Annotated in this window: 22 protein-coding genes; 5 read left to right on the top strand and 17 right to left on the bottom strand. The window is 73.0% G+C overall.

What is annotated here, in order from left to right:
• The first annotated feature begins 28 nt into the window (after positions 1-28).
• Both ACFO0B_RS05280 and ACFO0B_RS05275 read left to right on the top strand, forming a co-directional pair.
• The gene (locus ACFO0B_RS05280) at positions 29-1,132 is read left to right on the top strand and encodes an AraC family transcriptional regulator (RefSeq protein WP_378611153.1); all 1,104 of its coding nucleotides are present in this window, start codon (positions 29-31) and stop codon (positions 1,130-1,132) included.
• Positions 1,129-1,503, top strand: coding sequence for a hypothetical protein (locus ACFO0B_RS05275; protein ID WP_378611152.1), 375 nt, complete (start codon positions 1,129-1,131; stop codon positions 1,501-1,503). Before ACFO0B_RS05280 ends, ACFO0B_RS05275 begins: the two co-directional genes overlap by 4 nt.
• 55 nt (positions 1,504-1,558) lie before the next feature.
• Here the strand turns inward: ACFO0B_RS05275 and der are convergent, their stop codons facing one another.
• From der to steA, 11 genes are all read right to left on the bottom strand, one after another.
• Positions 1,559-2,974 (bottom strand): ribosome biogenesis GTPase Der, encoded by a 1,416-nt coding sequence (gene der / locus ACFO0B_RS05270; protein ID WP_378611151.1) that lies wholly within the window; start codon positions 2,972-2,974, stop codon positions 1,559-1,561.
• Positions 2,971-3,642: a (d)CMP kinase gene (gene cmk / locus ACFO0B_RS05265; RefSeq protein ID WP_378611375.1), complete on the bottom strand. Its 672-nt coding sequence runs from the start codon at positions 3,640-3,642 to the stop codon at positions 2,971-2,973. Before cmk ends, der begins: the two co-directional genes overlap by 4 nt.
• A gap of 65 nt (positions 3,643-3,707) precedes the next feature.
• A complete protein-coding gene (locus ACFO0B_RS05260) occupies positions 3,708-5,036 on the bottom strand; it encodes a pseudouridine synthase (RefSeq protein WP_378611150.1) in 1,329 nt (442 codons plus the stop codon).
• Between the two features lie 7 nt (positions 5,037-5,043).
• A complete protein-coding gene (gene scpB, locus ACFO0B_RS05255; RefSeq protein ID WP_378611149.1) occupies positions 5,044-5,700 on the bottom strand; it encodes an SMC-Scp complex subunit ScpB in 657 nt (218 codons plus the stop codon).
• Positions 5,697-6,554, bottom strand: coding sequence for a segregation and condensation protein A (locus tag ACFO0B_RS05250; RefSeq protein WP_378611148.1), 858 nt, complete (start codon positions 6,552-6,554; stop codon positions 5,697-5,699). Before ACFO0B_RS05250 ends, scpB begins: the two co-directional genes overlap by 4 nt.
• Positions 6,551-7,363 carry a ParA family protein gene (locus ACFO0B_RS05245; RefSeq protein ID WP_378611373.1) on the bottom strand — a complete coding sequence of 271 codons (813 nt, stop codon included), beginning with the start codon at positions 7,361-7,363 and terminating at the stop codon, positions 6,551-6,553. The genes ACFO0B_RS05250 and ACFO0B_RS05245 overlap by 4 nt, the downstream gene beginning before the upstream one ends.
• Before the next feature lie 402 nt (positions 7,364-7,765).
• Entirely contained in the window at positions 7,766-8,683 is a 918-nt protein-coding gene (xerD, locus tag ACFO0B_RS05240) for a site-specific tyrosine recombinase XerD (RefSeq protein WP_378611372.1), read from the bottom strand.
• Between the two features lie 8 nt (positions 8,684-8,691).
• The gene (locus tag ACFO0B_RS05235) at positions 8,692-9,336 is read right to left on the bottom strand and encodes an NUDIX domain-containing protein (protein WP_378611147.1); all 645 of its coding nucleotides are present in this window, start codon (positions 9,334-9,336) and stop codon (positions 8,692-8,694) included.
• 146 nt (positions 9,337-9,482) lie between these two features.
• Positions 9,483-11,201, bottom strand: a complete 1,719-nt coding sequence (locus tag ACFO0B_RS05230; RefSeq protein WP_378611146.1) for a CTP synthase — start codon at positions 11,199-11,201, stop codon at positions 9,483-9,485.
• Between the two features lie 166 nt (positions 11,202-11,367).
• Complete coding sequence (locus tag ACFO0B_RS05225; RefSeq protein WP_378611145.1) at positions 11,368-12,312, bottom strand: copper transporter; 945 nt, start codon at positions 12,310-12,312, stop codon at positions 11,368-11,370.
• Between the two features lie 11 nt (positions 12,313-12,323).
• Positions 12,324-13,538 (bottom strand): putative cytokinetic ring protein SteA, encoded by a 1,215-nt coding sequence (gene steA / locus ACFO0B_RS05220; protein ID WP_378611144.1) that lies wholly within the window; start codon positions 13,536-13,538, stop codon positions 12,324-12,326.
• A gap of 157 nt (positions 13,539-13,695) precedes the next feature.
• Between steA and ACFO0B_RS05215 the strand changes: the two genes are divergently transcribed.
• Positions 13,696-14,115 carry an SRPBCC family protein gene (locus ACFO0B_RS05215; RefSeq protein ID WP_233016967.1) on the top strand — a complete coding sequence of 140 codons (420 nt, stop codon included), beginning with the start codon at positions 13,696-13,698 and terminating at the stop codon, positions 14,113-14,115.
• Between the two features lie 80 nt (positions 14,116-14,195).
• Here the strand turns inward: ACFO0B_RS05215 and recN are convergent, their stop codons facing one another.
• Genes recN through ACFO0B_RS05190 form a run of 5 tightly spaced genes read right to left on the bottom strand, consistent with a single transcriptional unit; the run spans position 14,196 to position 18,988 of the window.
• A complete protein-coding gene (recN, locus tag ACFO0B_RS05210) occupies positions 14,196-15,971 on the bottom strand; it encodes a DNA repair protein RecN (protein ID WP_378611143.1) in 1,776 nt (591 codons plus the stop codon).
• Positions 15,949-16,911, bottom strand: a complete 963-nt coding sequence (locus ACFO0B_RS05205; RefSeq protein WP_378611142.1) for an NAD kinase — start codon at positions 16,909-16,911, stop codon at positions 15,949-15,951. Before ACFO0B_RS05205 ends, recN begins: the two co-directional genes overlap by 23 nt.
• Positions 16,908-17,729, bottom strand: a complete 822-nt coding sequence (locus ACFO0B_RS05200) for a TlyA family RNA methyltransferase (protein WP_378611141.1) — start codon at positions 17,727-17,729, stop codon at positions 16,908-16,910. The genes ACFO0B_RS05205 and ACFO0B_RS05200 overlap by 4 nt, the downstream gene beginning before the upstream one ends.
• Positions 17,730-17,993 (bottom strand): hypothetical protein, encoded by a 264-nt coding sequence (locus ACFO0B_RS05195; RefSeq protein ID WP_378611140.1) that lies wholly within the window; start codon positions 17,991-17,993, stop codon positions 17,730-17,732.
• Positions 17,990-18,988 (bottom strand): HAD-IIA family hydrolase, encoded by a 999-nt coding sequence (locus ACFO0B_RS05190; protein WP_378611139.1) that lies wholly within the window; start codon positions 18,986-18,988, stop codon positions 17,990-17,992. The genes ACFO0B_RS05195 and ACFO0B_RS05190 overlap by 4 nt, the downstream gene beginning before the upstream one ends.
• 102 nt (positions 18,989-19,090) lie before the next feature.
• Between ACFO0B_RS05190 and ACFO0B_RS05185 the strand changes: the two genes are divergently transcribed.
• A complete protein-coding gene (locus ACFO0B_RS05185; protein WP_378611138.1) occupies positions 19,091-19,240 on the top strand; it encodes a hypothetical protein in 150 nt (49 codons plus the stop codon).
• Positions 19,241-19,258: 18 nt separating this feature from the next.
• Here ACFO0B_RS05185 and ACFO0B_RS05180 read toward each other — a convergent pair whose 3' ends face one another.
• Positions 19,259-20,122 (bottom strand): tetratricopeptide repeat protein, encoded by an 864-nt coding sequence (locus ACFO0B_RS05180; protein ID WP_378611371.1) that lies wholly within the window; start codon positions 20,120-20,122, stop codon positions 19,259-19,261.
• Between the two features lie 285 nt (positions 20,123-20,407).
• Here ACFO0B_RS05180 and ACFO0B_RS05175 point away from each other — a divergent pair, with 285 nt between their 5' ends.
• Positions 20,408-22,447, top strand: a complete 2,040-nt coding sequence (locus ACFO0B_RS05175; RefSeq protein WP_378611137.1) for a hypothetical protein — start codon at positions 20,408-20,410, stop codon at positions 22,445-22,447.
• The last annotated feature ends 182 nt before the right edge of the window (positions 22,448-22,629 follow it).

The following is a 22,629-nucleotide window of genomic DNA, read 5'->3' as shown; positions in this document are numbered from 1 at the left end:
AATCAATAGATTCGGCCATACTGGTGTCATGCACGAAGTCGAGCAGGCCGAAGTGGGCGACTGGAGCTTTCCGCGCGGCGTCGCCAGCGTCGGGGTCATGGTCGAGCACGCGGCCGCGCACGGGGTCGAGGCGCCGCGGCTGCTGGCGGGCACCGGTCTCGCCGCGGCCATGCTCACCGACCCGGATCGGCAGATCGACGCGCACACCGAGCTCGCCGTCGTGCGTGCGCTGGTCCGCGAGCTCGGTGCGGATGACGCCGCGCTCGGCGCGACGGTCGGGCAGCGCTACCGGATCAGCACCTTCGGCATCTTCGGCTTCGCCTGCGTCACCAGCGCGACCCTGCGCGAGGCCATCTCGCTGGCGCTGCGCTACTACAGCCTCGGCTTCGCCTTCTGCACCCCCGAGGTGCAGTGGAACGAGCACGAGGTGCTGACCCGGTTCCGCTACGGCACCGTCCCGGCCGACCTGCAGTGGTTCCTGGTGCAGCGCGACATCGTCGCCATCCACCGGGTGATGAGCGACCTGCTCGGCGGGCCGTGCACCTTCACCCGCGCCGAGTTCGCCTTCCCGGCGCCGGCGAACACCGCCGTCCTGACCGCCGCGCTCGGCGTCGAGCCGCGCTTCGGCTGCCCGCAGACGCTCTTCGGTGTGCCGCAGGCGCTGCTCACCCGACCGCTGCCGCAGGCCAACCAGGCCACCTGGGCCATGTGCGTCGCGCAGTGCCGCGACCTGGTCGGCCACCGCCGCGCCCGCACCGGGATCGCCGCCGACGTGCGCGAGCGGCTCTTCCCCGGCCCCAGCGGCCCGCCGACGCTGGACGCCGTCGCCGCCGAGCTCGCCATGAGCACCCGCACCCTGCGCCGCAGGCTCGCCGAGGCGGGCACCAGCTACCGCGGCCTGCTCGACGAGGTGCGCCGCACGCTGGCCGAGGAGCTGCTCGCCGCCACCCCGATGTCGGTGGACGACGTCGCGCTGCGGCTCGGCTACGCCGAGGCGACCCCCTTCATCCACGCCTTCAAGCGGTGGACCGGCACCACCCCGGCGGCCTACCGCAGGACCAGGCTGCGCGGGCCCGCGGTGGCCGGCGCCGCACGTTTGCCCGGGGGCCGGCCGGGCACCACTGGCGTATGAGTACCGACGCGAGCACCGAAGACGGTCCCGGCGACACCCTGTCGCCGACCGAGTCCCTCGACTCCGACGAGGTGCGCAACGACGACGGCGACGCCGTGGTGGATCCGCCGGACGACTGGAGCGGCGCCAACCGCTTCGGCATGACCGCCCGCGAGGAGCGCGAGGGCGAGCCGCTCGCCCAGCGCCTCGCCGAGGAGGAGCCCGACGTCGGCGAGCCCATCGATCACACCACCGAGGAACTCGCCGACGCGGGCGTCACCGATGTCGAGCAGCTCCCGGCCGACGACGCGGACGAGCTCTTCGGCACGCACCGCGGCCAGATCGACGGCGCTCCCGAGGACGGCCCCTCGCTCTTCCCGGTTTCGGAGTAGCGGGTACGACAGCGGCGGGGACGGTCGCCGACCGTCCCCGCCGCCCGCTCGTCCGCTACTTCTTGCGCTCGCGCCGCTCCCTGACCCGCACCGAGATGCGCACCGGCGAGCCGTCGAAGTTGAACTCCTCGCGCAGCCGCCGCTCCAGGAACCGGCGGTACCCCGCCTCCAGGAAACCGGTGGTGAAGAGCACGAAGGTCGGCGGGCGGGTACCGGCCTGGGTGGCGAAGAGCACCCGGGGCAGCCTGCCGCCGCGCATCGGCGGCGGAGTCGCCGCGACGACCTCCTTGAGCCAGTTGTTCAGCCGCCCGGTGGAGATGCGCTTGTCCCACGACTCCAGCGCGCCCTCCATGGCGGGGACCAGCTTCTGCACCGCGCGGCCGGTGTGCGCGGAGATGTTCACCCGCTGCGCCCACGGCACCCGGTTGAGGTCGCGGTCGACCTCCTTCTCCAGGGTGAGCCGCCGGTCCTCGTCGACCAGGTCCCACTTGTTGAAGGCGAGCACGAGCGCGCGCCCGGAGTCGGCGACCAGGCTGATCACCCGCAGGTCCTGCTCGGTGAGCGGCTGCGAGGCGTCGATCAGCATGATCGCGACCTCGGATGCCTCCAGCGCCGACTTGGTGCGCAGCGAGGCGTAGAACTCGGTGCCGGAGGCGTGCGCCACCTTGCGCCGCAGCCCGGCGGTGTCGACGAACTTCCAGATCTTGCCGCCGAGGTCGACCAGCGTGTCCACCGGGTCGACGGTGGTTCCCGCGACGTCGTGCACCACCGAGCGCTCGTCCCCGGCCAGCTTGTTGAGCAGGCTGGACTTGCCGACGTTCGGCTTCCCGACCAGCGCGACCCGGCGCGGGCCGAGGCCGGGGGTGCCCTCGCGCGGGGTCTCCGGCAGCGCCGCGAGCACGTCGTCGAGCAGGTCGCCGGTGCCGCGGCCGTGCGCGGCGCTGACCATCCGCGGCTCGCCGAGCCCGAGCGACCACAGCGAGGCCGCCTCGGCCTCGGCCCGCACGTCGTCCACCTTGTTGGCGACCAGGATCACCGGGATGTCGCTGCGCCGCAGCTTCTTCACCGCGGCCTCGTCGGTGGCGGTGGCGCCGACGACGGCATCCACCACCAGCAGGATGGCGTCGGCGGTCGACATGGCCAGCTCGGCCTGCCTGGCCACCGACTGCTGCAGCCCCTTGGCGTCCGGCTCCCAGCCGCCGGTGTCCTGCACCCAGAAGCGCCGCCCGGACCAGCTCGCCTCGTAGGAGACCCGATCCCTGGTCACGCCGGGGATGTCCTCGACGACGGCCTCGCGCCTGCCGAGGATCCGGTTCACCAGCGTCGACTTGCCGACGTTGGGGCGGCCGACCACCGCGAGGGTCGGCATGGCGATCTCGTCGCCCGCCTCCGCCTCGGAATCGAGATCCTGGATCTCCCAGTCGGATTCGTCGCTCCAGATGCCGTCTCCGGCGAGTACGTCCTCGGTCACCGCGTCCGTCCGTTTCCGGCCACGGCGTGCCCGACCACCCGGTACAGCTCGTCGATGACCTCGTCCATGTCCAGTTCGCTGGTGTCCACCTGCACCGCGTCCGCGGCCGGGCGCAGCGGGGAGACCGCGCGCGTCGAGTCCAGGGTGTCCCTGCGCTGCACGTCGGCGAGGACACCGGCGTAGTCGTCGCCCCTGCCCTCGCGGATGTTCTGTTGATTGCGCCGGTGCGCGCGGGCCTCCGCGGAGGCGGTCAGGTACACCTTGGCGTCCGCGTCCGGCAGCACGACGGTGCCGATGTCGCGGCCCTCGACCACGATCCGCCCGGCGCCCGCCGCCAGCTCGCGCTGCAGCGCCACCAGCTGCTCGCGCACCGCAGGCACCGCGGAGACCGCGGAGACCGCGCGGGTCACGACGCTGCCCCTGATCTCGTCGGAGACGTCCGCACCGGCGAGCAGGATCAGCTCCTGCCCCGGGTCGGTGCCGATGGTCAGCGGCAGCTCCGCGACCGCGGCGGCGACGGCGGCCGGGTCGGCCGGGTCGACGCCGAGCCGCAGCACCCGCAGGGTGGCGACCCGGTACATGGCGCCGGTGTCCAGGTAGCGGGCGCGCAGCCGGGTGGCCAGCCTCCGCGAGACGCTGGACTTCCCGGTGCCCGACGGGCCGTCCATCGCCACCACCAGCGGCGAATCGTCCGACAACCGCGCGGTATCGGCCACCGGGATCTCCAGACCGTTCACAACTGCACCGCCTCGTAGAGTTTTCCGACTTCGTCCCGTCCGAGCACCTTGAGCGTGCCCGGACGTTGATCGCCGAGCGCCACCGGGCCGACGTGCGTGCGCAGCAGCCGGTCCACCGGGTGGCCCACCTCGGCGAGCAGCCTGCGCACGATGTGCTTGCGCCCCTCGTGCAACTCCAGCTTGACCAGGGATCGTCCCTCGTTGACCTCGAGCACCTGGAAGCGGTCGACACTGGCCGGGCCGTCCTCCAGCTCGACGCCGGCGCGCAGCCGCTTGCCCAGCGAGCGGTCCACCTCGCCGCGCACGGTGGCCAGGTAGGTCTTGTGCACCTCGAAGGAGGGGTGCATGAGCCGGTGCGCGAGGTCGCCGTCGTTGGTGAGCAGCAGCAGCCCCTCGGTGTCGGCGTCCAACCGGCCGACGTGGAAGAGCCGCTGGCCCGCGACGATCCGCTCGGCCACGATGTCGCCGACGCACGGGCGGCCCAGGTCGTCGGACATGGTGCACTGCCAGCCGCGCGGCTTGTTCATCGCCAGGTGCACGAGCTCCTCGCGGACGACGACGCGGGTGCCGTCCACCCGGACCACGGCGTTCTCGGCGTCGATCCGCAGCCCCTGCTCGGTGACGATGGCGCCGTCCACCTCGACCCGGCCCTGCGCGATCAGCTCCTCGGCGGCGCGGCGCGAGGCGACGCCCGCCTTCGCGAGCACCTTCTGCAGCCGTTCCCCCTCGCCCCACGGGAGCTTGGTGTGGCCGCCCTCGGCGTGCTGGTGCTTGGCCGGCTTGGCATTGCTGAGCAGCGGGGTCGAGCTGCTCTGCCGCTCCGGCTTGGCCTTCTTGGCCGCGGGGCGGGAGTCGCGGCGCGCGCCGCCCTCGTCCCGGCGGCCGCCGTCGTAGCGGCGATCCGAGCCGCCCTCGGACCGGCCGCCCGACGCACCGGCACGGCCACCGTCGGGCCTGCCGCCGCCGTAGCGGCCTCCGGTTCCGCCGTCGTCCCTGCGGTAGCCGCCACCGGAGCGGCCCGCGCGGTCCTGGCCGCCGCCGGGGCGTCCACCCCGGTCGTCCCCGCGGCCGTAGCCGCCGTCGGGACGCCCGGCGCGGTCCTGGCCGCCGCCCGGCCTCGCGCCGCGGTCGTCACGGCCGTAGCCGCTTCCGCGGCTGTCGGTGTCGCCGCGGGTGCGGCGGCGATCGCGTTCCTCGTCCGCGCGGCGGGCGCCGTCGGCGCGGGCGGCGGCGGTGCGCTGCCCGCGCTCCGGCCTGCCGCGGCCGGGCTGGTCGCTGCGGTTTCTTCGATCCGGTGTGCCATCTCGGCGAGCGGGGGTGTTCATAGTTCCTTCAGTTCTCGGTGCCGAGGTCCAGATCGGACCCGGCGGGTTTTCGCAGCCTGGTGTAGCGGGGATCCGTCTCCAGGCTCTCGTTGATCTCGTCGATCATGTCGACGCCGGGGAGCAGCGGCGCCAGTGGCGGCAGATCGCTGAGCGACGCCAGCCCGATCCGCTCCAGGAAGAGCTCCGTGGTGCGGTAGAGGGTGCCGTTGGTCTCCGGATCGACACCGTCCTCGGCGATCAGGCCCCGTGCCAGCAGCGTACGCATAACGCCGTCGACATTGACCCCGCGCACCGCGCCGACCCTGGTTCTGGTGACCGGCTGGCGGTACGCGATGACCGCCAGGGTCTCCAGCGCCGCCCTGGTCAGTTTGGTCCTGGCGCCGTCGAGCAGTACCCGTTCCACATAGGGTGCGTACTCGCTGCGAGTATAGAAGCGCCACCCGTCCCCGACGAAACGCAGGTCGATTCCGCTGCCGTTGGCGGCGAGCTCGGCGGACATCCCGCGCAGCGCCGTCTGCACCCGCTCGGTGGTGTCGTCCAGCGCCGCGGCCAGCTGTTCGACCGGGGCCGGTGCGTCGACGACGAGCAGCATGGCCTCCAGCGCCGCCCGGAATTCGGGGCCGTCCAGCGGCTCCGGCGTGAAATTCGCCACCGCGTCGGTCATCCGTAGTCCTCCTCGATGGTCGCCGGGGCCCGCACCGCCTCCGGGTCGCCGGTCCAGCTGACGCCGAGCGGACCGAGCGGCTCCGGCTGGTCGAACTCGATGTGCCTGCCCCGGTACAGCTCGAGCAGCGCCAGGAACCTGGCCACGATCTCGATCGGCTCGGTGAGGCCGGTGATCAGCTCGGCGAAGGTGGTCCAGCCGCCGATGCCGCGCTCCCTGAGCACGTCCAGCACCAGCTCGGCCTGCTCCGCCACCGAGACGGTGTGCGCGTGCAGGTGGTCCAGCCCGACCCGCGGCTTCGGCTTGGGCCGGAACGCCGCCGCGGCGATCTCGGCGAAGCGCGGCACGTCCACCCCGAGCGTGACCTCGGGCAGCAGCCCGGCGAACCGCTCCTCCAGCCCGACCGAACGCGGGTAGCGCCGCAGCGCCACCGCCTCCAGCTCCGCGAACAACTCGGCGACCTGCTTGAACGCCCGGTACTGCAGCAGCCGCGCGAAGAGCAGGTCGCGCGCCTCCAGCAGCTCCAGGTCCTCGGCGTCGGTCATCTCGCCGGCGGGCAGCAGCCGGGCCGCCTTGAGGTCGAGCAGGGTGGCGGCGACGACGAGGAACTCGGTGGTCTCGTCCAGGATCTTGTCCGCGCGCAGCCCGTTCGGCGCGGACATCGCCGCGGTGAGCGCCTTGGTGTAGGCGATGAACTCGTCGGTGACCTTGTGCAGCGCGACCTCGGTGACGTCGAGTTTTCGCGCGCTGATCAGCTGCAGCAGCAGGTCGAACGGCCCCTCGAAGTTGCTCAGCCGCAGGTGGAACGTCTGGCGGGGCGCTTCGGGCGCCTCGGGGGTGACGGTCGTGGTCACCGGCCGGACCGGTGGATGACCTCTCTGGCCATCGATCGATACTGCTCCGCGCCGGTCGACTTCGGCGCCCAGGTGGTGATCGGCTCACCGGCCACGCTGGCGTCCGGGAAGCGCACGGTGCGGCCGATCGCGGTGTCGTAGACCAGGTCGCCGAAGACCTCGACCACGCGCGCCATGACCTGCCTGGCGTGCTGCAGCCTGGCGTCGAACATGGTGACCACGATGCCGTAGAGGCTGAGCTGCTGGTTCAGCCGGTCCCGCACCTTGTCGACGGTGTCGGTGAGCAGCGCGAGGCCGCGCAGCGAGAAGTACTCGCACTCCATCGGGATGATGACGCCGTCGGCGCAGGCCAGCGCGTTGATGGTGAGCAGACCGAGCGAGGGCTGGCAGTCGATCAGGATGTAGTCGTACTGGTCCCGCACCGGCGCCAGCGCGCGGCCGAGCGACTGCTCGCGGCCGACCTCGTTCACCAGCTGGATCTCCGCGGCGGAGAGGTCGATATTGCTGGGTAGCAGATCCATGCCGTCGACCCGCGTCTCCATCACCACGTCATCGATCCCGACGCGGTTCTCGACCAGCAGGTTGTGCACCGTGTACTGCAGATCGTGCAGCGCGACCCCGAGCCCCGCGGAGAGCGCGCCCTGCGGGTCGAGGTCGACCAGCAGCACCCGGCGGCCGTACTCGGCGAGCGCGGCGCCCAGGTTGATGGTGGAGGTGGTCTTGCCGACGCCGCCCTTCTGGTTGCACATGGCGACGATCAGCGCTTGGCCGGTCTTCTCCACCGGCGGCGGATCCGGCACCGGGCGCAGCGGCCGTCCGGTCGGGCCGAGGTCGGCGTCGGCGTCCTCGGGAACGGGCTCGGCGCCGTCGCCCCAGAGCGAATCGGCCGCGGCCTTGGACGGGCCCTTGGGCTCGGCGTCGCCGCGCCGCTCCGCGCGGGCGGACGGACCCCGGACGGACGCGTTGTTCGGCGGTTCCGCACTGGCTGTGGTCACGATCCGCTGCTCCTTATACGTCCTGCCCGTTCCTTGCCGAGCGTAGCGAAGCCGGGATGGCGCGACCTCGCTCTCGTACGGTCCAGCTTCCGATAGACGCTACCGCCTCGTGCGGGGCACCGTCGCTCGGACACGCGCGTCCCAGTGTTCCCCGTGTCACCGCCGCGCGTCCGGGTTACCGGCCGGTGGGTACGAAATCGGGCGGGTCGGGTCGGGTCACGCGCGCGGGTGCGCGGTGGCCCAGACCTCGCGCAGCGTCGTCACCGTGACCAGGGTGTAGATCTGCGTCGTGGTCACCGAGGCGTGCCCGAGCAGCTCCTGCACCACCCGGACGTCGGCGCCGCCGTCGAGCAGGTGCGTCGCGAAGGAGTGCCGCAGCGTGTGCGGCGAGACCGCCGCCTCGATCCCGGCCCGCTCGGCGGCGGAGCGCAGCACCTGCCAGGCGCTCTGCCTGGAGAGCCTGCCGCCGCGCGCGTTCCGGAACAGCGCGGGCCCGCCCGCCGCCCGCCCGCGCGGCACCAGCGCGGGCCGCCCGCGCACCAGGTAGGCGTCGACCGCGGCCAGCGCGGGCCGCCCGATCGGGACCATGCGCTGTTTGCCGCCCTTGCCGTGCAGCACCACCGCTCGGCCATCGGTGTCCAGGTCGTCCACGTCGAGCCCGACCACCTCGGAGATCCGGGCGCCGGTGGAGTACAGCAGCTCGAGCAGCGCCCGGTCGCGCAGCGCGCGCGGCGCGTCCGTCGCGGCCGCGGCCTCCAGCAGCGCGAGCACCTGGTCGTAGGGCAGCGCCTTCGGCAGCCTGCGCCCCTGGCTCGGCGGTTTCACCGCGCGCGCCACGTCGGTGGCGGCCACCCCCTCGGCGGCGGCGAAGCGGTGCAGCCCGCGCACCGCGATCAGCGCCCGCGCCACCGACCCGGCGGCCAGCGCCGGCCTGCCCGCCCCGCCCGCCCGCAGCGCCGTGGCGAACTCGGCCACGTCGGCCTCGCCCGCCTGCTCCAGCGCGGCGACGCCGCGGCCGTCCAGGAATTCGCGGTACCTGGCCAGGTCGCGCCGGTAGGCGGCGACGGTGTTGCGGGCCGCGCCGCGCTCGACCGCGAGGTGGTCGAGGTAGCCGTCGATCTCCCTGGCGAGCACCGCGCCGCTCAGCTCTCGCGCTGCGCGGCCTGCCTGCGCAGCAGGGCGGTCGGCTGCCCCGGCCACGGTGCCTCCGCCGCCCGCAGCGCGGCGCCGGTGGCGCGCGCGGTCGCCAGCGCCAGCACCCCCGCCACCGCGGTGGCGTTCACGATCTCGCCTGCCAGCGCTGCCCGGACCGCCTCGGCGACCGGCAGCCGCACCAGCGCGATGTCGGCCTCCTCCAGCTCCGGATCGGGCCGGTCGGTCGCGGTGAGCCCCTCGGCCAGGTAGATGCGCAGCGCCTCGTCGGTGAAGCCGGGCGAGAGCGCGACGTCGACCAGCACCGACCAGCGCGCGGCGGCCAGCCCGGTCTCCTCGGCCAGCTCGCGGCGGGCCGCCGCCAGCGGGTCCTCGCCCTCGACATCGATCAACCCGGCGGGCAGCTCCAGCAGCCGGGTGCCGATCGGGTGCCGGTACTGCCGGATGAGCACCACGTCACCGGCATCGTCGACGGCGACCACCGCGACCGCGCCGTGGTGCTCCACCACCTCCCGCTCGGCGACCTTGCCGCCCGGCATCACCACCTGGTCGAGGCGCAGCGCCAGAATCGCCCCGCTGTAGACGGTCTCCGACGAGACCGTCTCGAACGTGTGCTTCCCCACCTGCTCACTCATGCTGGGTTCATCCGGCCCGAGCGAGGGCCCTCCGTGGCCACGCTCCGCTCCCGCCTCCGGGCCTGACTCGCTCATGCTGGGTTCATCCGGCCTGAGCGAGGGCCCTCCGTGGCCACGCTCCGCTCCCGCCTCCGGGCCTGACTCGCTCATGCCTGTTCCGCGCCCGCGAACTCTTCGTCCGGGATGTCCACCGGCAGCCGCTCCGCCAGCTTGTACTTCAGCGCCGCCGCGATCAGCGCCGCGAAGAGCGGGTGCGGCCGGGTCGGGCGGCTCTTGAGCTCGGGGTGCGCCTGGGTGGCGACGAAGAACGGGTGCTTGTCGGCGGGCAGTTCGACGAACTCGACCAGCCGCCCGTCCGGCGAGGTACCGCTGAACCGCAGCCCGCTCTTCCCGATCCGGTCCCGGTAGGCGTTGTTGACCTCGTACCGGTGCCGGTGCCGCTCGGAGACCTGGTCGGTGCCGTACGCCTGGGCCACCTGCGACCCCTTCGTCAGCACCGCCGGGTACGCCCCGAGCCGCATGGTGCCGCCCAGGTCGGCCTCGCCCGCCACGATCTGCTTCTGGTCGTCCATGGTGGAGATCACCGGGTGCGGGGTATCCGGCTCGAACTCGGCCGAGTTGGCCTCGGCCAGCCCGATCGAGCGGGCCGCCTCGATCACCACGCACTGCAGCCCCAGGCACAGCCCGAGCAGCGGCAGCCCGCGGGTCCGGGCGTAGGTGATCGCCCCGACCTTGCCCTCGATGCCGCGGATGCCGAAGCCGCCGGGGATGAGCACCGCGTCCACGTCGCGCAGCGCCGAGGCTGCGCCCGCCGGGCTCGCGCAGTCGTCCGACTGCACCCAGCGGATCTGCACCCTGGCCCGCGAGGCGAAGCCGCCCGCGCGCAGCGCCTCGGTGACCGAGAGGTAGGCGTCCGGCAGGTCCACGTACTTGCCGACCAGCGCCACCTCGACGGTCTCGCGCGGCGAGTGCACCCGGTCCAGCAGATCGCCCCAGACCGTCCAGTCCACGTCCCGGAACGGCAGCCCGAGCCTGCGCACCACGTAGGCGTCGAGCCCCTCGCGGTGCAGCACCTTGGGGATGTCGTAGATCGAGGGCGCGTCCGGGGTGGAGATGCAGCCGTCCACGTCGACGTCGCACATGAGCGCGATCTTGCTCTTGAGCCCCTGCGGCACCTCGCGGTCGCAGCGCAGGATGAGCGCGTCCGGCTGGATGCCGATACTGCGCAGCGCGGCCACCGAGTGCTGCGTCGGCTTGGTCTTGAGCTCGCCCGACGGCGCCAGGTACGGCACCAGCGAGACGTGCAGAAAGAACACGTTCTCCCGGCCGACGTCGTGCCTGACCTGCCTGGCCGCCTCCAGGAACGGCTGCGACTCGATGTCGCCGACCGTGCCGCCGATCTCGGTGATCACCACGTCCGGGATGATGCCCTCGGGGTCGGGGGCGCTCATGGCCAGGATGCGGCTCTTGATCTCGTCGGTGATGTGCGGAATGACCTGCACCGTGTCGCCCAGGTACTCGCCGCGCCGCTCCTTCGCGATCACCGTCGAATAGATTTGCCCGGTGGTCACGTTCGCGTCCCTGGAGAGGTCGCGGTCGAGGAAGCGCTCGTAGTGCCCGACGTCCAGATCGGTCTCGGCGCCGTCCTCGGTCACGAACACCTCACCGTGCTGGAAGGGGTTCATGGTGCCCGGATCGACGTTGAGGTAGGGGTCGAGTTTCTGCATCGTCACCCGGAGCCCGCGCGCGGTCAGCAGCTGACCGAGGCTGGAAGCGGTGAGACCCTTGCCCAGTGAGGAGGCGACGCCACCGCTGACGAAGATGTGCTTCGTGGCTGTTCGCGCCTGAATCCGTGTTTGACCCACGGGACTTCACGGTAACATGCGCCCGGCGCCGAGCTCACCCGCCACGCAGGTTTGCCGGAAATTCGCCGAAGTGCGGTGATGCGCCCGAGCGACCGCTGTGAGATGCATCGCCCGCGGCCCCGCGGCGTCACGCCGGCAGGCGGGGCGGCGCGCGCGGACCCGGCGTTCAGCTCGACGGCGTCGCGACCGTCAGCGCGGTCGCCTTGGCGGCGGTGCCGTAGCGACCCGCGCCGCCGTTGAGCTGCTCGCTCAGCCCGAGCACCGCGGTCACCCGGCCGATCTGCCTGTCCAGGTTGTCCACCGTGGTCACCGCGGCCGACAGCGGCGTGTCCGAGCGCACCACGTCGATCGGGCCCTGCCCGTTCACCGCGCCCGGCCGTCCGGCCAGCACCACCCCCGCGCTCGCCGAGTCCAGCCCACCGGCGAACCGCGCCAGCGAGACCCCGCGGCTGCCGTTCCCGGCATCCGGCATGTCGCCGGTGATCACCACCGCGAGCTGCCCCGCGCGCACCGGATCCTCGCCGTAGGCGAGGAATCCGCCCCCGCGCAGCGTCTCCAGCACCAGCCCGAACTCCTCCGGCGTGCTGCGCGGCTGCGCCGTCACCGGGTCGAGCAGCAGCACCTGGCCGAGCAGGTCACCCGCGATACTGCCCTGGTCGGTCGCGCCGGTGCGCAGCTGCGCGCCCGCCGGGATCACGTTGATCAGCGCGCTGCGCATCCGGTCGCCCTCGCCGGTGTCCAGGAACGGGGTGTTCAGCGCGATCCGCCCGGTGATGGCGGCGCCCGCGGCCTCCAGGTTCCTGCTCACCGTGTCGACGTCCTCCGGCACCGCGTCCGGGGTGGTGAACACCAGCACGGTGCGATCGGCCAGGGTGCCCTGCACCACCGCACCGGCGGATCTGGACAGAAACTCGTCGGTCACCGCGAGCTGATCGGTGAGCAGCCGGTTCTGCTCGGTCGCCGCGTCCAGCTGGGTGCGCAGCTCGGCCTTGTCCGAGCGCAGCCCGCCGAGCAGGTCGGCGGCGAGCGTCTGCGACCCGAGCACCACGCCCAGCGCGAGCGCGAGGAAGATCGCCACGATCGAGATGGCGTGCTGGCGCAGCGAGATCATCGCGGCTCCCCTCAGTTGTCGCGCGCGCCGGCCAGGCCCTGCACCCAGACGGCGAAGCGGTTCCAGATGTCGATGCCCCAGTCCAGGACGGCGCCGGTGCTGTCCGAGGCGACCAGCACCACGATCACCGCCACCAGCGCCGCCAGCACCACCAGCGCCAGCGCGGCGCCGGAGCCGCGGTGCCGGTACAGCGTGGCGACCGCCTTGGCGTCGACCAGCGTGGTGCCGAGCTTGAGCCGGGTCAGGAAGGTGGCCGGGTTGCTGTCCTTGCGGCCGCGGTCGAAGAACTCGTCCAGCGAGGCCGCCGCGCCCGCGGTGACGATCATGGCCGCGCCGTGGTGGTGCGCGAGCAGCAGCGCGAGGTCGGTCGCCGAGCCGGACGAGGGGAAGGTGGTGGCGCCGATCCCGAGATCCTGGATCCGGTCCAGCCCCTTGGCGTGGCCGTCGGTGTCGGCGGGCAGGATCACCTCGCCGCCGGAGCGCAGCGTCTTGGTGGTGATCTCGTCCGGGTCGCCGACGATCAGATCCGGCTTGTACCCCTGCTTCACCAGCGTGTCCGCGCCGCGGCCGACACCGACCATGATCGGCGCGTACTCCTTGACGAACGGCTTCAAGCTGCGCAGGTCGTCGGCGTGGTCCGGGCCCTCACCGACCACGACCACGTGCGCCTGCTTCATGGTCAGCGTCAGGGCGGGCACGCCGACGCCGTCGATCAGCAGGCTGCTCTCGGTGCGCACGAACTCGATGGTGTTGCCCGCGAAGGCCTCCAGGTGGTCGGCGAGCCCGTTGCGGGCCGCGATCATCCGGTCCCCCACCACCGACTCGGTGAGCTCGATGCCGTCGACCAGCGCCTCCGGCTCCTTCTTCACCAGCTTGTCGGCGTAGACGGTGCCGTCGTGGATCCGGACCTTGGCGCCGTCCTTGATCTTGGCGAAGGCATCCGAGCTCAGCGTGTCCAGCAGCAGCACGTCATTGGCGACCAGCACCTCGGGCCCCAGGTTCGGGTACCGGCCGGAGATCGAGGGCGAGGTGTTGACCACCGCGACGACGCCGGCCTCCAGCAGCCGATCCGCGGTGGCCCGGTCCAGATCCATCTCGTCGAGCACCGCGATATCGCCGGGACCGACCCGTTTCAGCAGACGCCGAGTGTTGCGATCCACCCTGGCTATTCCGGAGCGACCAGGCAGCGTTTCGGAACTCCTCGACAGCAGCGCCGGCATCTTCATGGGCCGATGATCTCCGCAAACCCTCGACCACAGGTGGAGGCGCGCCGCATCCAACGCCACATTCGTCACAGTGATACCACCGCAACCACTCCGGCGAACCCCCAGACAACCCGATATGCTCCTGTCACAGACAGTCCGATCCGAGGAGAGCCTTTCCATGGCCAGCACCACCGTCGATGCCGTCGTCGCCGCCCCCCGCGATGTCGTCTACCGCACCTTCGCGAACCGCGAGAGCCTCAGCCCGCACCTGGCGGTGAACATCACCCTGAAGCGGCCGGGAAGCACCGAGCGCGAGGGCGTCGGCGCGCAGCACCTCATCGGCGTCGGCGGGGTCGGGATCACGGAGGAGATCACCGAGCTCGTGCCGAACGAGCGGATGGCGTACAAGGTCGTCGCCGGGGCGCCGGTCAAGCGGCACATCGGCGTCGTCACCTTCGCCGACACCGACGGCGGCACCCTGGTCAGCTACACCATGGAGTCCGAGCCCAAGCTGCCGGTGCCCGGCAAGGTGCTGGAGCTGGGGCTGCGCAATCTGATCACCACCATGATCAAGGGTGCGCAGAAAGCGGTCCGCTGACCCACGCTTCCCGAGGGCGCCCGGTCCGGTGACCGGGCGCCCTCGCGCTCGACCACTGCCCGCCGCGCGGCGGAGCGACCTCAGGCGCTGGCCGGTTCCCGTTCGGCGCGAGCGGTTTCGAGGAGCTCCTCGGCGTGCGCGCGCCCGGTCTCGGTGTCGTCCAGCCCGGCGAGCATGCGCGCGAGCTCGACCACCCGCTCCTCACGGTCGAGCGACTGCACCCCGCTGTCCACCCGCCCCTTGCCGTCGTCCGACTTGTTCACCACCAGGTGGGTGTCGGCGAAGGCCGCCACCTGCGGCAGGTGCGTCACCACGATCACCTGGTGGGTGCGGGCCAACCGGGCCAGCCTGCGCCCGATCTCGACCGCGGCCCGGCCACCGACCCCCGCGTCCACCTCGTCGAAGACCATGGTCGCCCCGTGATCGGACCCGGCGAGCACCACCTCCAGCGCCAGCATGACCCGGGAGAGCTCACCCCCCGAAGCGCTCTTGCTCAGCGGCAGCGACTGCGCCCCCGAGTGCGCGGACAACCGGAACTCCACCTCGTCCACCCCGGACGACCCGGCGTGCAGCTCGGCTCCATCCACCGTGAGCGGCGCCGAATCCTGCGCGCTCGCCGGCATCTGCCTGACCGTCACCTCGAGCCGCGCCTTACCCATGGCCAGCCCGGCCAGCTCCGCGCTCACGGCGCCTGCCAGCTTCCCCGCCGCCTTCGTCCGCGCCGCACTGAGCTTCACCGCCGCCGCCCGCACCTTCTCGGCGGCCGCGTCGACCTCGCCTGCCAGCGCCGCGATCGCCTCCTCGGAGACGTCGAGCGAGGCGAGCCTGGCCCGCGATTCCTCCGCCCAGGCGAGCACCCCGTCCACGTCGGCGGCGTACTTGCGGGTCAGCGTCTTCAACTCGGCCTGCCTGGTGAGCAGCGAGTCCAGCGCGCTCGGGTCCGACGGCAGGTCGGAGAGGTAGCCGCTGAGTTCGGTGCTCAGATCCACCACCACCGCGATGGCATCGGCGAGCCGCGGCGCCAGCGCGGTCAGCGCCGGATCCTCCGCACCCTCCAGCCGTGCCCGCGCGGTGCCGAGCAGGTCCAGCGCGCCGGATCCCGCGTCGGGTGCGTCGGTGGGCCCGGCCAGCGCGTCGTGCGCCACCACCGCGGCGTCGCGCAGCGAATCCAGATCGCTGAGCCTGCGCACCTCGTCCACGATCCGCAGATCCTCGCCCGGCTCCGGCCGCACGGCGTCGATCTCGGTGAGCGAGTGGGTCAGCCGATCCGCCTCCAGCGCCAGCTCCCGGCTGCGCGCGGTGCGCTCCAGCAGCCGCTCCCGCGCCGCCAGCCAGGCCTTGCGGTGCTTGCGGTAGCCGCGCAGCAGCGGCTCGACGGCCTCGGCGGCGAACCGGTCCAGCGCGGCCAGCTGCTGCTCCGGCCGCTGCAGCCGCAGCTGGTCGTTCTGCCCGTGCACGGTGAGCAGCGGCGCGGTGAACCCGGCGAGCACCGAGGCGGGCACGCCGCGCCCGCCCAGGTGTGCCCGGGAGCGGCCGTCCTTGCCGACCGTGCGGATGGCGATGACGCTGCCGTCGTCGTCGGCCTCGGCGGCCGCCGATTCCAGCACCGCACCGACCTCGGTGCGCGCGGCCTCGTTCAGCTCGTCGACCGTGAATCGCCCCTCCACCACGGCCTTCTCGGCGCCGAGGCGCACCCGCCCCGGGTCCGCCCGCGCCCCGCTGAGCAGGTGCAGGCTGGTGACCACCATGGTCTTGCCCGCGCCGGTCTCGCCGGTGAGGACGGTCAGCCCCTCGTGGAACTGCGCGGTCGCGGCGGATATGACGCCGAGACCGTCAATCCTGATCTCTGTCAGCACTTGTGCTCTCCGTTCGCCGCCGGCCTCGCCAGCCTGTCACGGGCAATTGGAATTTGCGCACCATTCTGTCCGCGAAGGGCGCCGAGTCCAGCCGCACCCAGCGCACCGGTTCGGCGCCGCGGACCGCCTCCACGCGGCTTCCGCGCGGCAGCGCCAGCGTGCGCCTGCCATCCAGGAAAACTATCGCATCGTGTCCGGTGGCCACCGACTCGACCGCGATCCGGGACTCCGGGCTCGCGACAAGCGGCCGGGCGAACAGGGCGTGCGCATTGCTCGGGATCACCAGCAGCGCTTCCAGTTCGGGCCAGACCACGGGGCCGCCCGCGGAGAACGCGTAGGCGGTGGAGCCGGTCGGGGTGGCGAGCAGGATTCCGTCGCAGCCGAACGACGACACCGGTCTGCCGTCCACCTCGAGCACCACCTCGAGCACCCCGATCCGCGAGGCGTTCTCGATGCTGGCCTCGTTGAGTGCCCAGCCGGTTTCGACGATCTCGTCGTCCACCCGGACGGTGACGTCGATGGTCATCCGGTGCTCGACCCGGTAGTCGTGCTGCACCACCTGGGCCAGCGCCTCGTCCAGGTTCTCCGCCTCGGCCTCGGTGAGGAATCCGATGCGGCCCAGATTGATTCCGAGCACCGGGGTGGCGGCGGGGCGGGCCAGCTCGGCCGCGCGCAGCAGCGTGCCGTCGCCGCCGAGGACCAGCACCATCTCGCAGCCGACCGCGGCGGCCGGGCCTGCCTCGACCACCCGCACCGCGCCGTCGCTGCCGACCGCCCCCTCGAATCGGGTGCTGTCGGCCTCGTCGGCGAGGATCCGCAACCCGATCCCGGCGTCGGCGAAGATCTTCGCGACCCGGTGCGCCGTCTCGATGATCTCGGCCCGGCCCGGATGCGCGACCAACAGGATCTCCCGGCCACTGAGTGGCGTTCCCGCGTTCACTGTGGTCCCTCCTCGACGGCCCGTTGCACCATGGTGGCGACCGCGTCCCGGTCGTCGGTGACCGGGCCTTCGTTCCGCAACCACAGGAAGTATTCGACATTGCCGGACGGCCCGGGCAGCGGGCTGGCCGTGACGGCCCGCGTCCGCAGCCCGAGCGCCGCCGCGGCGGCCGCCACCTCGCGCACCGCCGCCGCGCGCAGCGCCGGATCCCGCACCACACCACCGGAGCCGACCCGGTCCCTGCCGACCTCGAACTGCGGCTTGACCATCGGCACCAGATCGGCGCCCGGCGCCGCGCACGCGGCCAGCGCGGGCAGTACCAGCCCCAGCGAGATGAACGACAGATCGCCGACCACCAGTTCGACCGGCCCGCCGATCGCCTCCGGAGTCAGGTTCCTGACGTTGGTGCGGTCGAGCACCGCCACCCGGTCGTCGCTCTGCAGCCGCCACACGAGCTGGCCGTAGCCGACATCGACCGCCACCACCCGCACCGCCCCCTTGGCCAGCAGGACGTCGGTGAAGCCGCCGGTGGAGGCGCCCGCGTCCAGACAGCGCCGCCCGGCAACGGTCAGCCCGTCCGGCTCGAAGGCCGCCAGCGCGCCGAGCAGTTTGTGCGCCCCCCGCGAAGCCCAGGAGACCTCGTCCGGCTCGGTGCGGACCAGCAGCGGGGTACCGGCCTCGACCGCCGTCGCCGCTTTCGAGGCCAACGAGCCGTTGATCAGGACGCGGCCAGCGGTGATCAACTCGACCGCGTGTTCGCGCGAGCGGGCCATGCCGCGGCGGACCAGCTCGGCGTCAACGCGCGCACGCCTGGCCACTCAGATCTTGTCCACCGTGGCGAGCGCCTCGACCAGCACGTCGTGCGCCTGTTCCAGGATCTTCGCCCGGCGGATGAGGTCGACCCCGGCGTCCGCGTGCCCGGCGCCCGCCGCCAGCTCGGCGAGCAACTCCCCGACCTCGGCCCGCACCAGGGCGGGGTCGGCGGGCTCCGGCCCCGCGCCGGGCAGGTGGCCGCCCGGCAGCGGCATCCCCTGGCGGTGGCCGTGCGGGCCGGGGTGCGGACGCGGCGTCGGAGTTGTCATCGTGGGCTCAACGCTATCGGATTTCCGGAGCCGTTGCCCGTGGCCGCACCGCCCCCGGCCGCCGCCGATCCCGGGGTGGTGCCCCCGGTCGCGCCGTCGTTCGCCACCCGGTCGCCCGCGCCGCCGCGCACCCGGAAGGCGCGGGCGGGCTCGGCGCCGAGCAGCTCGCCCAGCGCGGACGAGCCGAGCTCCACCTCGTCCGCCGCGATCGGGTGGTTCAGCGCGTCCAGGGACAGCGCGACATAGGTGGGCCGGTGCTCCGGCGGCGCGGTGGCCAGTTCGTCCAGGGTGCTCACGCCGGTGAGCACGAGCAGCGAATCCAGCCCGACCCGGTTGGCGCCCTCGATATCGGTGTCCAGCCGGTCGCCGACGACCAGCGCGGCCCTGGTGCCCGCCCTGGTCAGTGCGTCCTCCAGCAGCGGCGCGAAGGGTTTGCCCGCCACCTCCGGCTCGGTGTCGGTCGCGGCGCGCAGCGCGGCGACCAGGGAGCCGTTGCCCGGCGCGAGGCCGCGTTCGTTCGGCAGGGTGCGGTCGGTATTGGCGGCCACCCAGTGCGCGCCTGCCCGGACGGCGTAGGCGGCCTCGGCGAGATCCGGCCAGGCGGTCTGCGGCGAATGCCCCTGCACCACCGCCGCCGGCACCCGATCATCGAAGCGCCGCACCGGATTCAACCCGGCACCGCTGACCTCGGCCGCCAGCGCGTCGGTGCCGACGACCAGCACATCGGCGCCAGGGGGGACCCGCTCGGCGAGCAGCCGCGCGGCGGCCTGCGCACTGGTGACCACGTCGTCGGTGCCCGCGGCGAAACCGAGTTCGGTGAGGTGCTCGGCCACCGCGCCCGGGCTGCGGCTGGCATTGTTGGTGACGTAGACGAGCTGCTGCGCGGAGCCGGCGGGCAGCGCATCGGGGGCACCGGGAATCACCGCGGCGCCGCGATACAGCGTGCCGTCCAGATCGAGCAGCAGCGCTCGGTAACCGTCTCGTAGCCGGGTCACTCCACCCTCGTTTCGTCTCGGCGCCGGGATCCGGCCGAACCGGTCCATCGGACGCACCCGCTGCGGGCGCGCGCGGCGCGGATGCGCCGCCGTCTCGTCCTCATGGTCGCAGAACCGAGCACGGGTACCGCCGTGCTCATCGTCACCCGGGTGCCGCGACGGGACCCGGTCGTCACCAATCCGGACGAGCCGCGGACGCGGACCGGCCACCCGGGCGTGCCCGGGCTCCTCGACGAGACCCCCGCACTGTAGCGGGGGCCACCGACAGGTTCAGTTCTCGGCGGTGAGCTCCGCGGCCCGGTCCTCGGCGTCGGTATCGCCCTCGAGGTCCGCGGCGGCCGCGTTGAGGAACCAGGTGAGCCCCTCGTCGGTCCGTCCCGCCGCCACCAGCGCGTCGGCGTAGGCGTAGAACAGCCGCGCGTGCGCCGACCCGCTGCGCGCCGGATCCAGCTCGGCGGTCTGCAGCGTCACCACGGCCTGGTCGACCTGCCCCAGATCCATGCGCGCGCCTGCCACCACGATGCGCAGTTCGATCGCCTCCTCGCCCTGCAGCGCGCGAGCCTCCTCGCTGCGGCCGAGTTCGATGGCCCGCTCCGGGCGGCCGAGGCCGCGTTCGCAGTCGGCCATCACGGCCAGCAGCCCCGAGCCGCCGGACATCCGGCGCGCGGTGCGCAGCTCGGAGAGCGCCTCGGCCCACTCGCCCGCGTGGTAGGCGGTGACGCCCGCGGTCTCCCTGACCACCGCGATCCGCCCCGCCCGCTGCCGCGCCGCCCTGGCGTGCGCGAGGGCGAGCTCCGGATCGTCCGCGATCAGGGCGGCGGCCATCACCAGGTGCCTGGCGACCGTCTCGGCATTGCCCTTGTCCAGGCTCAGCAGGTCGCGGCGGATGGTGGGGTCCAGGTCGGAGGCCTGGATGTCGTCCGGGAGGTCCGGCTCCTCCGGGCGCGGGGGGCGGCGGTCGAGGGAGCGGCCGACGCGGGCTCCCTCGCCACCGCGGCGGCGGTCGTCACCGCCGGAGCGGCTGTAACTGCGGTATTCCCCGGCGTTGTTCGCGGGCGCGATTCGCGCGGCGCCGTTCGAGTCGGGGGCGGAGTCGTCGGACCGCGCCGCGGGTACATCGGAGCCGCCGGCGATCGAGGCCGCGTCGGCCCCGCCACCGCGCGGTCCGCTGTCCGCCTCGTCCGTCGGTGCTTCCTCGCTGGCCGGCGCCGCTTCGCCCGCGGCGCCGGTGCCACCGGCCCGGGTACCTGCCGCCGAACCGCTCACGCCATCGCCGGGCTCGCCGGAACCGGCTGCGGCCCGGTCGACACCGTCCACGCGGTTCCCGGCACCGTCCGGGCGGTCATTGTCACCGGCTACGCCGCCATCGGCGCTACGTTCGCGGTCACCGACCGCGTCTCCGCCGGCACCGCGCTCGCGGTGCTCACCGGTGTCCCGGCGGTCGCCGACGCCCCGCTCGCCATCATCGACAACGCCAGCACGGTCACTGCCGCCGCTTCCGCGATTATCGGCACCGCCGGCGCGGGCATCGGCATCGGCATCGGCATCGGCATCGGCATCGGCATCGGCGCGAGCGTCGTCGTTGTCCGCACTGCGCTCGTCACCGTCGCCTGCGCGCTCGCGATCGTCGGCGCCGCGCTCGCGCTCCTCGCCGCCGTCCGCGCGATCATCGTCCGCGCGATCATCCCGGCCGTCCACCTGGCCGGCGACACTGTCCGCACGGTCGTCGCGCTCGTTCGTGGGAGCGAGCTCGTCCGCGCGAGCACCGAAGTCGTTCGCCTGCTCCTCGGCCCCCGCACCGCTCGCGCGATCATCGGCCCGGTCGGCGCGATCATTCCGCCGGAACTCCCGGGCACGGTTGCTCGCCGGCCGATCACCATCGCGCTGGAAACCACCGTCACGATCGTTCCCACGCTGGTAACCGCCCTGCCGATTCCCGCCACGGTCGTCGGACCGGTTCCCGCCATCCCGCCGGAACCCGCCCTTGCCCTCCGGCCGATCACCACGCCGGAACCCGCTGTCACGGTCCCCACCACGCTGATAGCCGCCCTGATTCGAGCCGCCGGAGCCGTGGCCCCCGCGAGATCCGCTGTCGCGATCATCCCGCCGGAACCCGCCCTCGCGGGAACCGCCCGCGCGGTCGTCCTTGCGATAGCCCCCTTCGCGATCGTCGCGCCGGGCACCACCCCTGTTGTCGTCGTTGCGGAAGCCGCCCTCGCGGTCACCACCGCGCCGGAACCCGCCGTCGCGATCACTGTTGCCCCGATAGCCGCTTCCCCGATCGCCACCACGGGAATCGCCGCCCCGGTCGTCGCGCCGGAACCCGCTGCCGCGGTCCTCACGCCGGTTGCCGGTGTCGCGGTCATTGCCGCGGAACCCACCCCCGCGATCATCCCGCCGGGCTCCACCGTCGCTTCCACTCCGGAAGCCACCCGCACGGTTGTCGCTGTCGCCGCCACGGCGGAAACCGCCCTCGCGATTGCCACTATCGTCGCTGCGCCGGAAGCCACCGTCACGGCCGCTGTTGCCACCACCGCGGGAACCGCCGTCACGGCTGTCGCCCCCGCTGCGGAAACCACCCTGGCGACTATCACCCCCGCGACGGAAGCCTCCGTCGCGGTTGTCGCCGCCACGATTGTCACTGCCACGACTGTCGCCGCCGCGATTGTCACCATCGCGCCGGAAGCCACCACTTCGGTCGCCGCCGTCCCGACGGAAACCTCCGCCCCGGTTGTCGCTGTCGCCACCTCGACGGAATCCACCGTCGCGATCGCCGCCGCGCTGGTAACCGCCGCCGCGATCGGCACCACCGCGGTCGTCACGGCGGAACCCGCTGTCGCGATCGTCCCGGCGGAAACCACCGGCACTGTCGCCCCCGGGGCGACCGCCGTCGTTCCCCCGCGGGAAACCGCCACCACGGCTGTCCTGCCGATCACCGGTACCCCGGTCGTCCCGACGGAAGCCGCCCTCGCGGCGCGGCCCGCTGTCACGATCGTCGCGCCGGCCCGGGCGATCGTCATCCCGCCGGAAACCACCGCTCCGGTCGCCCCCGCCCCGATATCCACCGTCACGGTCCCCGCCGCGCTGGTAACCGCCCTGACTCGAGCTGCCGGAGCTGTCGCCGCCCCGGTGGAACCCGCTGTTCCCGCCCTGGGAGGAACCGCCGTCGCGCCGGAAACCACCGGACCGGTCGCCGCCGTCGCGCGAGCGGCGGTCGGAATCTCCACCGCGGCTCGGCCGACTGTCGCGATCGCCCGGACGGGAACTGCCACCGCGGTCGTCGTTCCGACGAAAACCGCCCTGGCTGTTGTCGTTTCGGCGGGAATCACCCGAACCGCGCCGGTCGGAGTCGCCCTGCGAGGCGTCACGTCGGAAGGGCTTCCGGTCGTCGTTCCGTTCCGGCACGATGTTCCCTTTCCGAATTCCCGGTCCCGCCGGGAGAAGTATGTTCGCTCTTGAATTCAACCATGCTGCGGGCAGCACGAAGCACCCGCCTGCCGGCGGGTGCGATCGGGCCCGAAACGAGAGCAGGGGACCCACCTCGGTGGATCCCCTGCTCTGACAATTTGTTCCGGCGGTGTCCTACTCTCCCACACCCTGTCGAGTGCAGTACCATCGGCGCTGGCAGGCTTAGCTTCCGG

Origin of the sequence: Nocardia jiangsuensis, assembly GCF_042650385.1 — a bacterium.
Taxonomy (GTDB): Bacteria; Actinomycetota; Actinomycetes; order Mycobacteriales; family Mycobacteriaceae; genus Nocardia; species Nocardia jiangsuensis.
The sequence above is the reverse complement of the archived record's forward strand: the minus strand, read 5'-3'. Positions and strand labels throughout refer to the sequence as shown.

Coding starts and splice junctions, on each gene's coding strand:
- ACFO0B_RS05195 (WP_378611140.1), bottom strand. CDS start 17,993: ATGACAACTCCGACGCCGCGTCCGCACCCCGGCCCGCACGGCCACCGC.
- ACFO0B_RS05260 (WP_378611150.1), bottom strand. CDS start 5,036: ATGAACACCCCCGCTCGCCGAGATGGCACACCGGATCGAAGAAACCGC.
- scpB (WP_378611149.1), bottom strand. CDS start 5,700: ATGACCGACGCGGTGGCGAATTTCACGCCGGAGCCGCTGGACGGCCCC.
- cmk (WP_378611375.1), bottom strand. CDS start 3,642: ATGGACGGCCCGTCGGGCACCGGGAAGTCCAGCGTCTCGCGGAGGCTG.
- ACFO0B_RS05225 (WP_378611145.1), bottom strand. CDS start 12,312: ATGATCTCGCTGCGCCAGCACGCCATCTCGATCGTGGCGATCTTCCTC.
- ACFO0B_RS05215 (WP_233016967.1), top strand. CDS start 13,696: ATGGCCAGCACCACCGTCGATGCCGTCGTCGCCGCCCCCCGCGATGTC.
- ACFO0B_RS05185 (WP_378611138.1), top strand. CDS start 19,091: ATGGTCGCAGAACCGAGCACGGGTACCGCCGTGCTCATCGTCACCCGG.
- ACFO0B_RS05235 (WP_378611147.1), bottom strand. CDS start 9,336: ATGAGTGAGCAGGTGGGGAAGCACACGTTCGAGACGGTCTCGTCGGAG.
- ACFO0B_RS05275 (WP_378611152.1), top strand. CDS start 1,129: ATGAGTACCGACGCGAGCACCGAAGACGGTCCCGGCGACACCCTGTCG.
- steA (WP_378611144.1), bottom strand. CDS start 13,538: ATGAAGATGCCGGCGCTGCTGTCGAGGAGTTCCGAAACGCTGCCTGGT.
- ACFO0B_RS05280 (WP_378611153.1), top strand. CDS start 29: ATGCACGAAGTCGAGCAGGCCGAAGTGGGCGACTGGAGCTTTCCGCGC.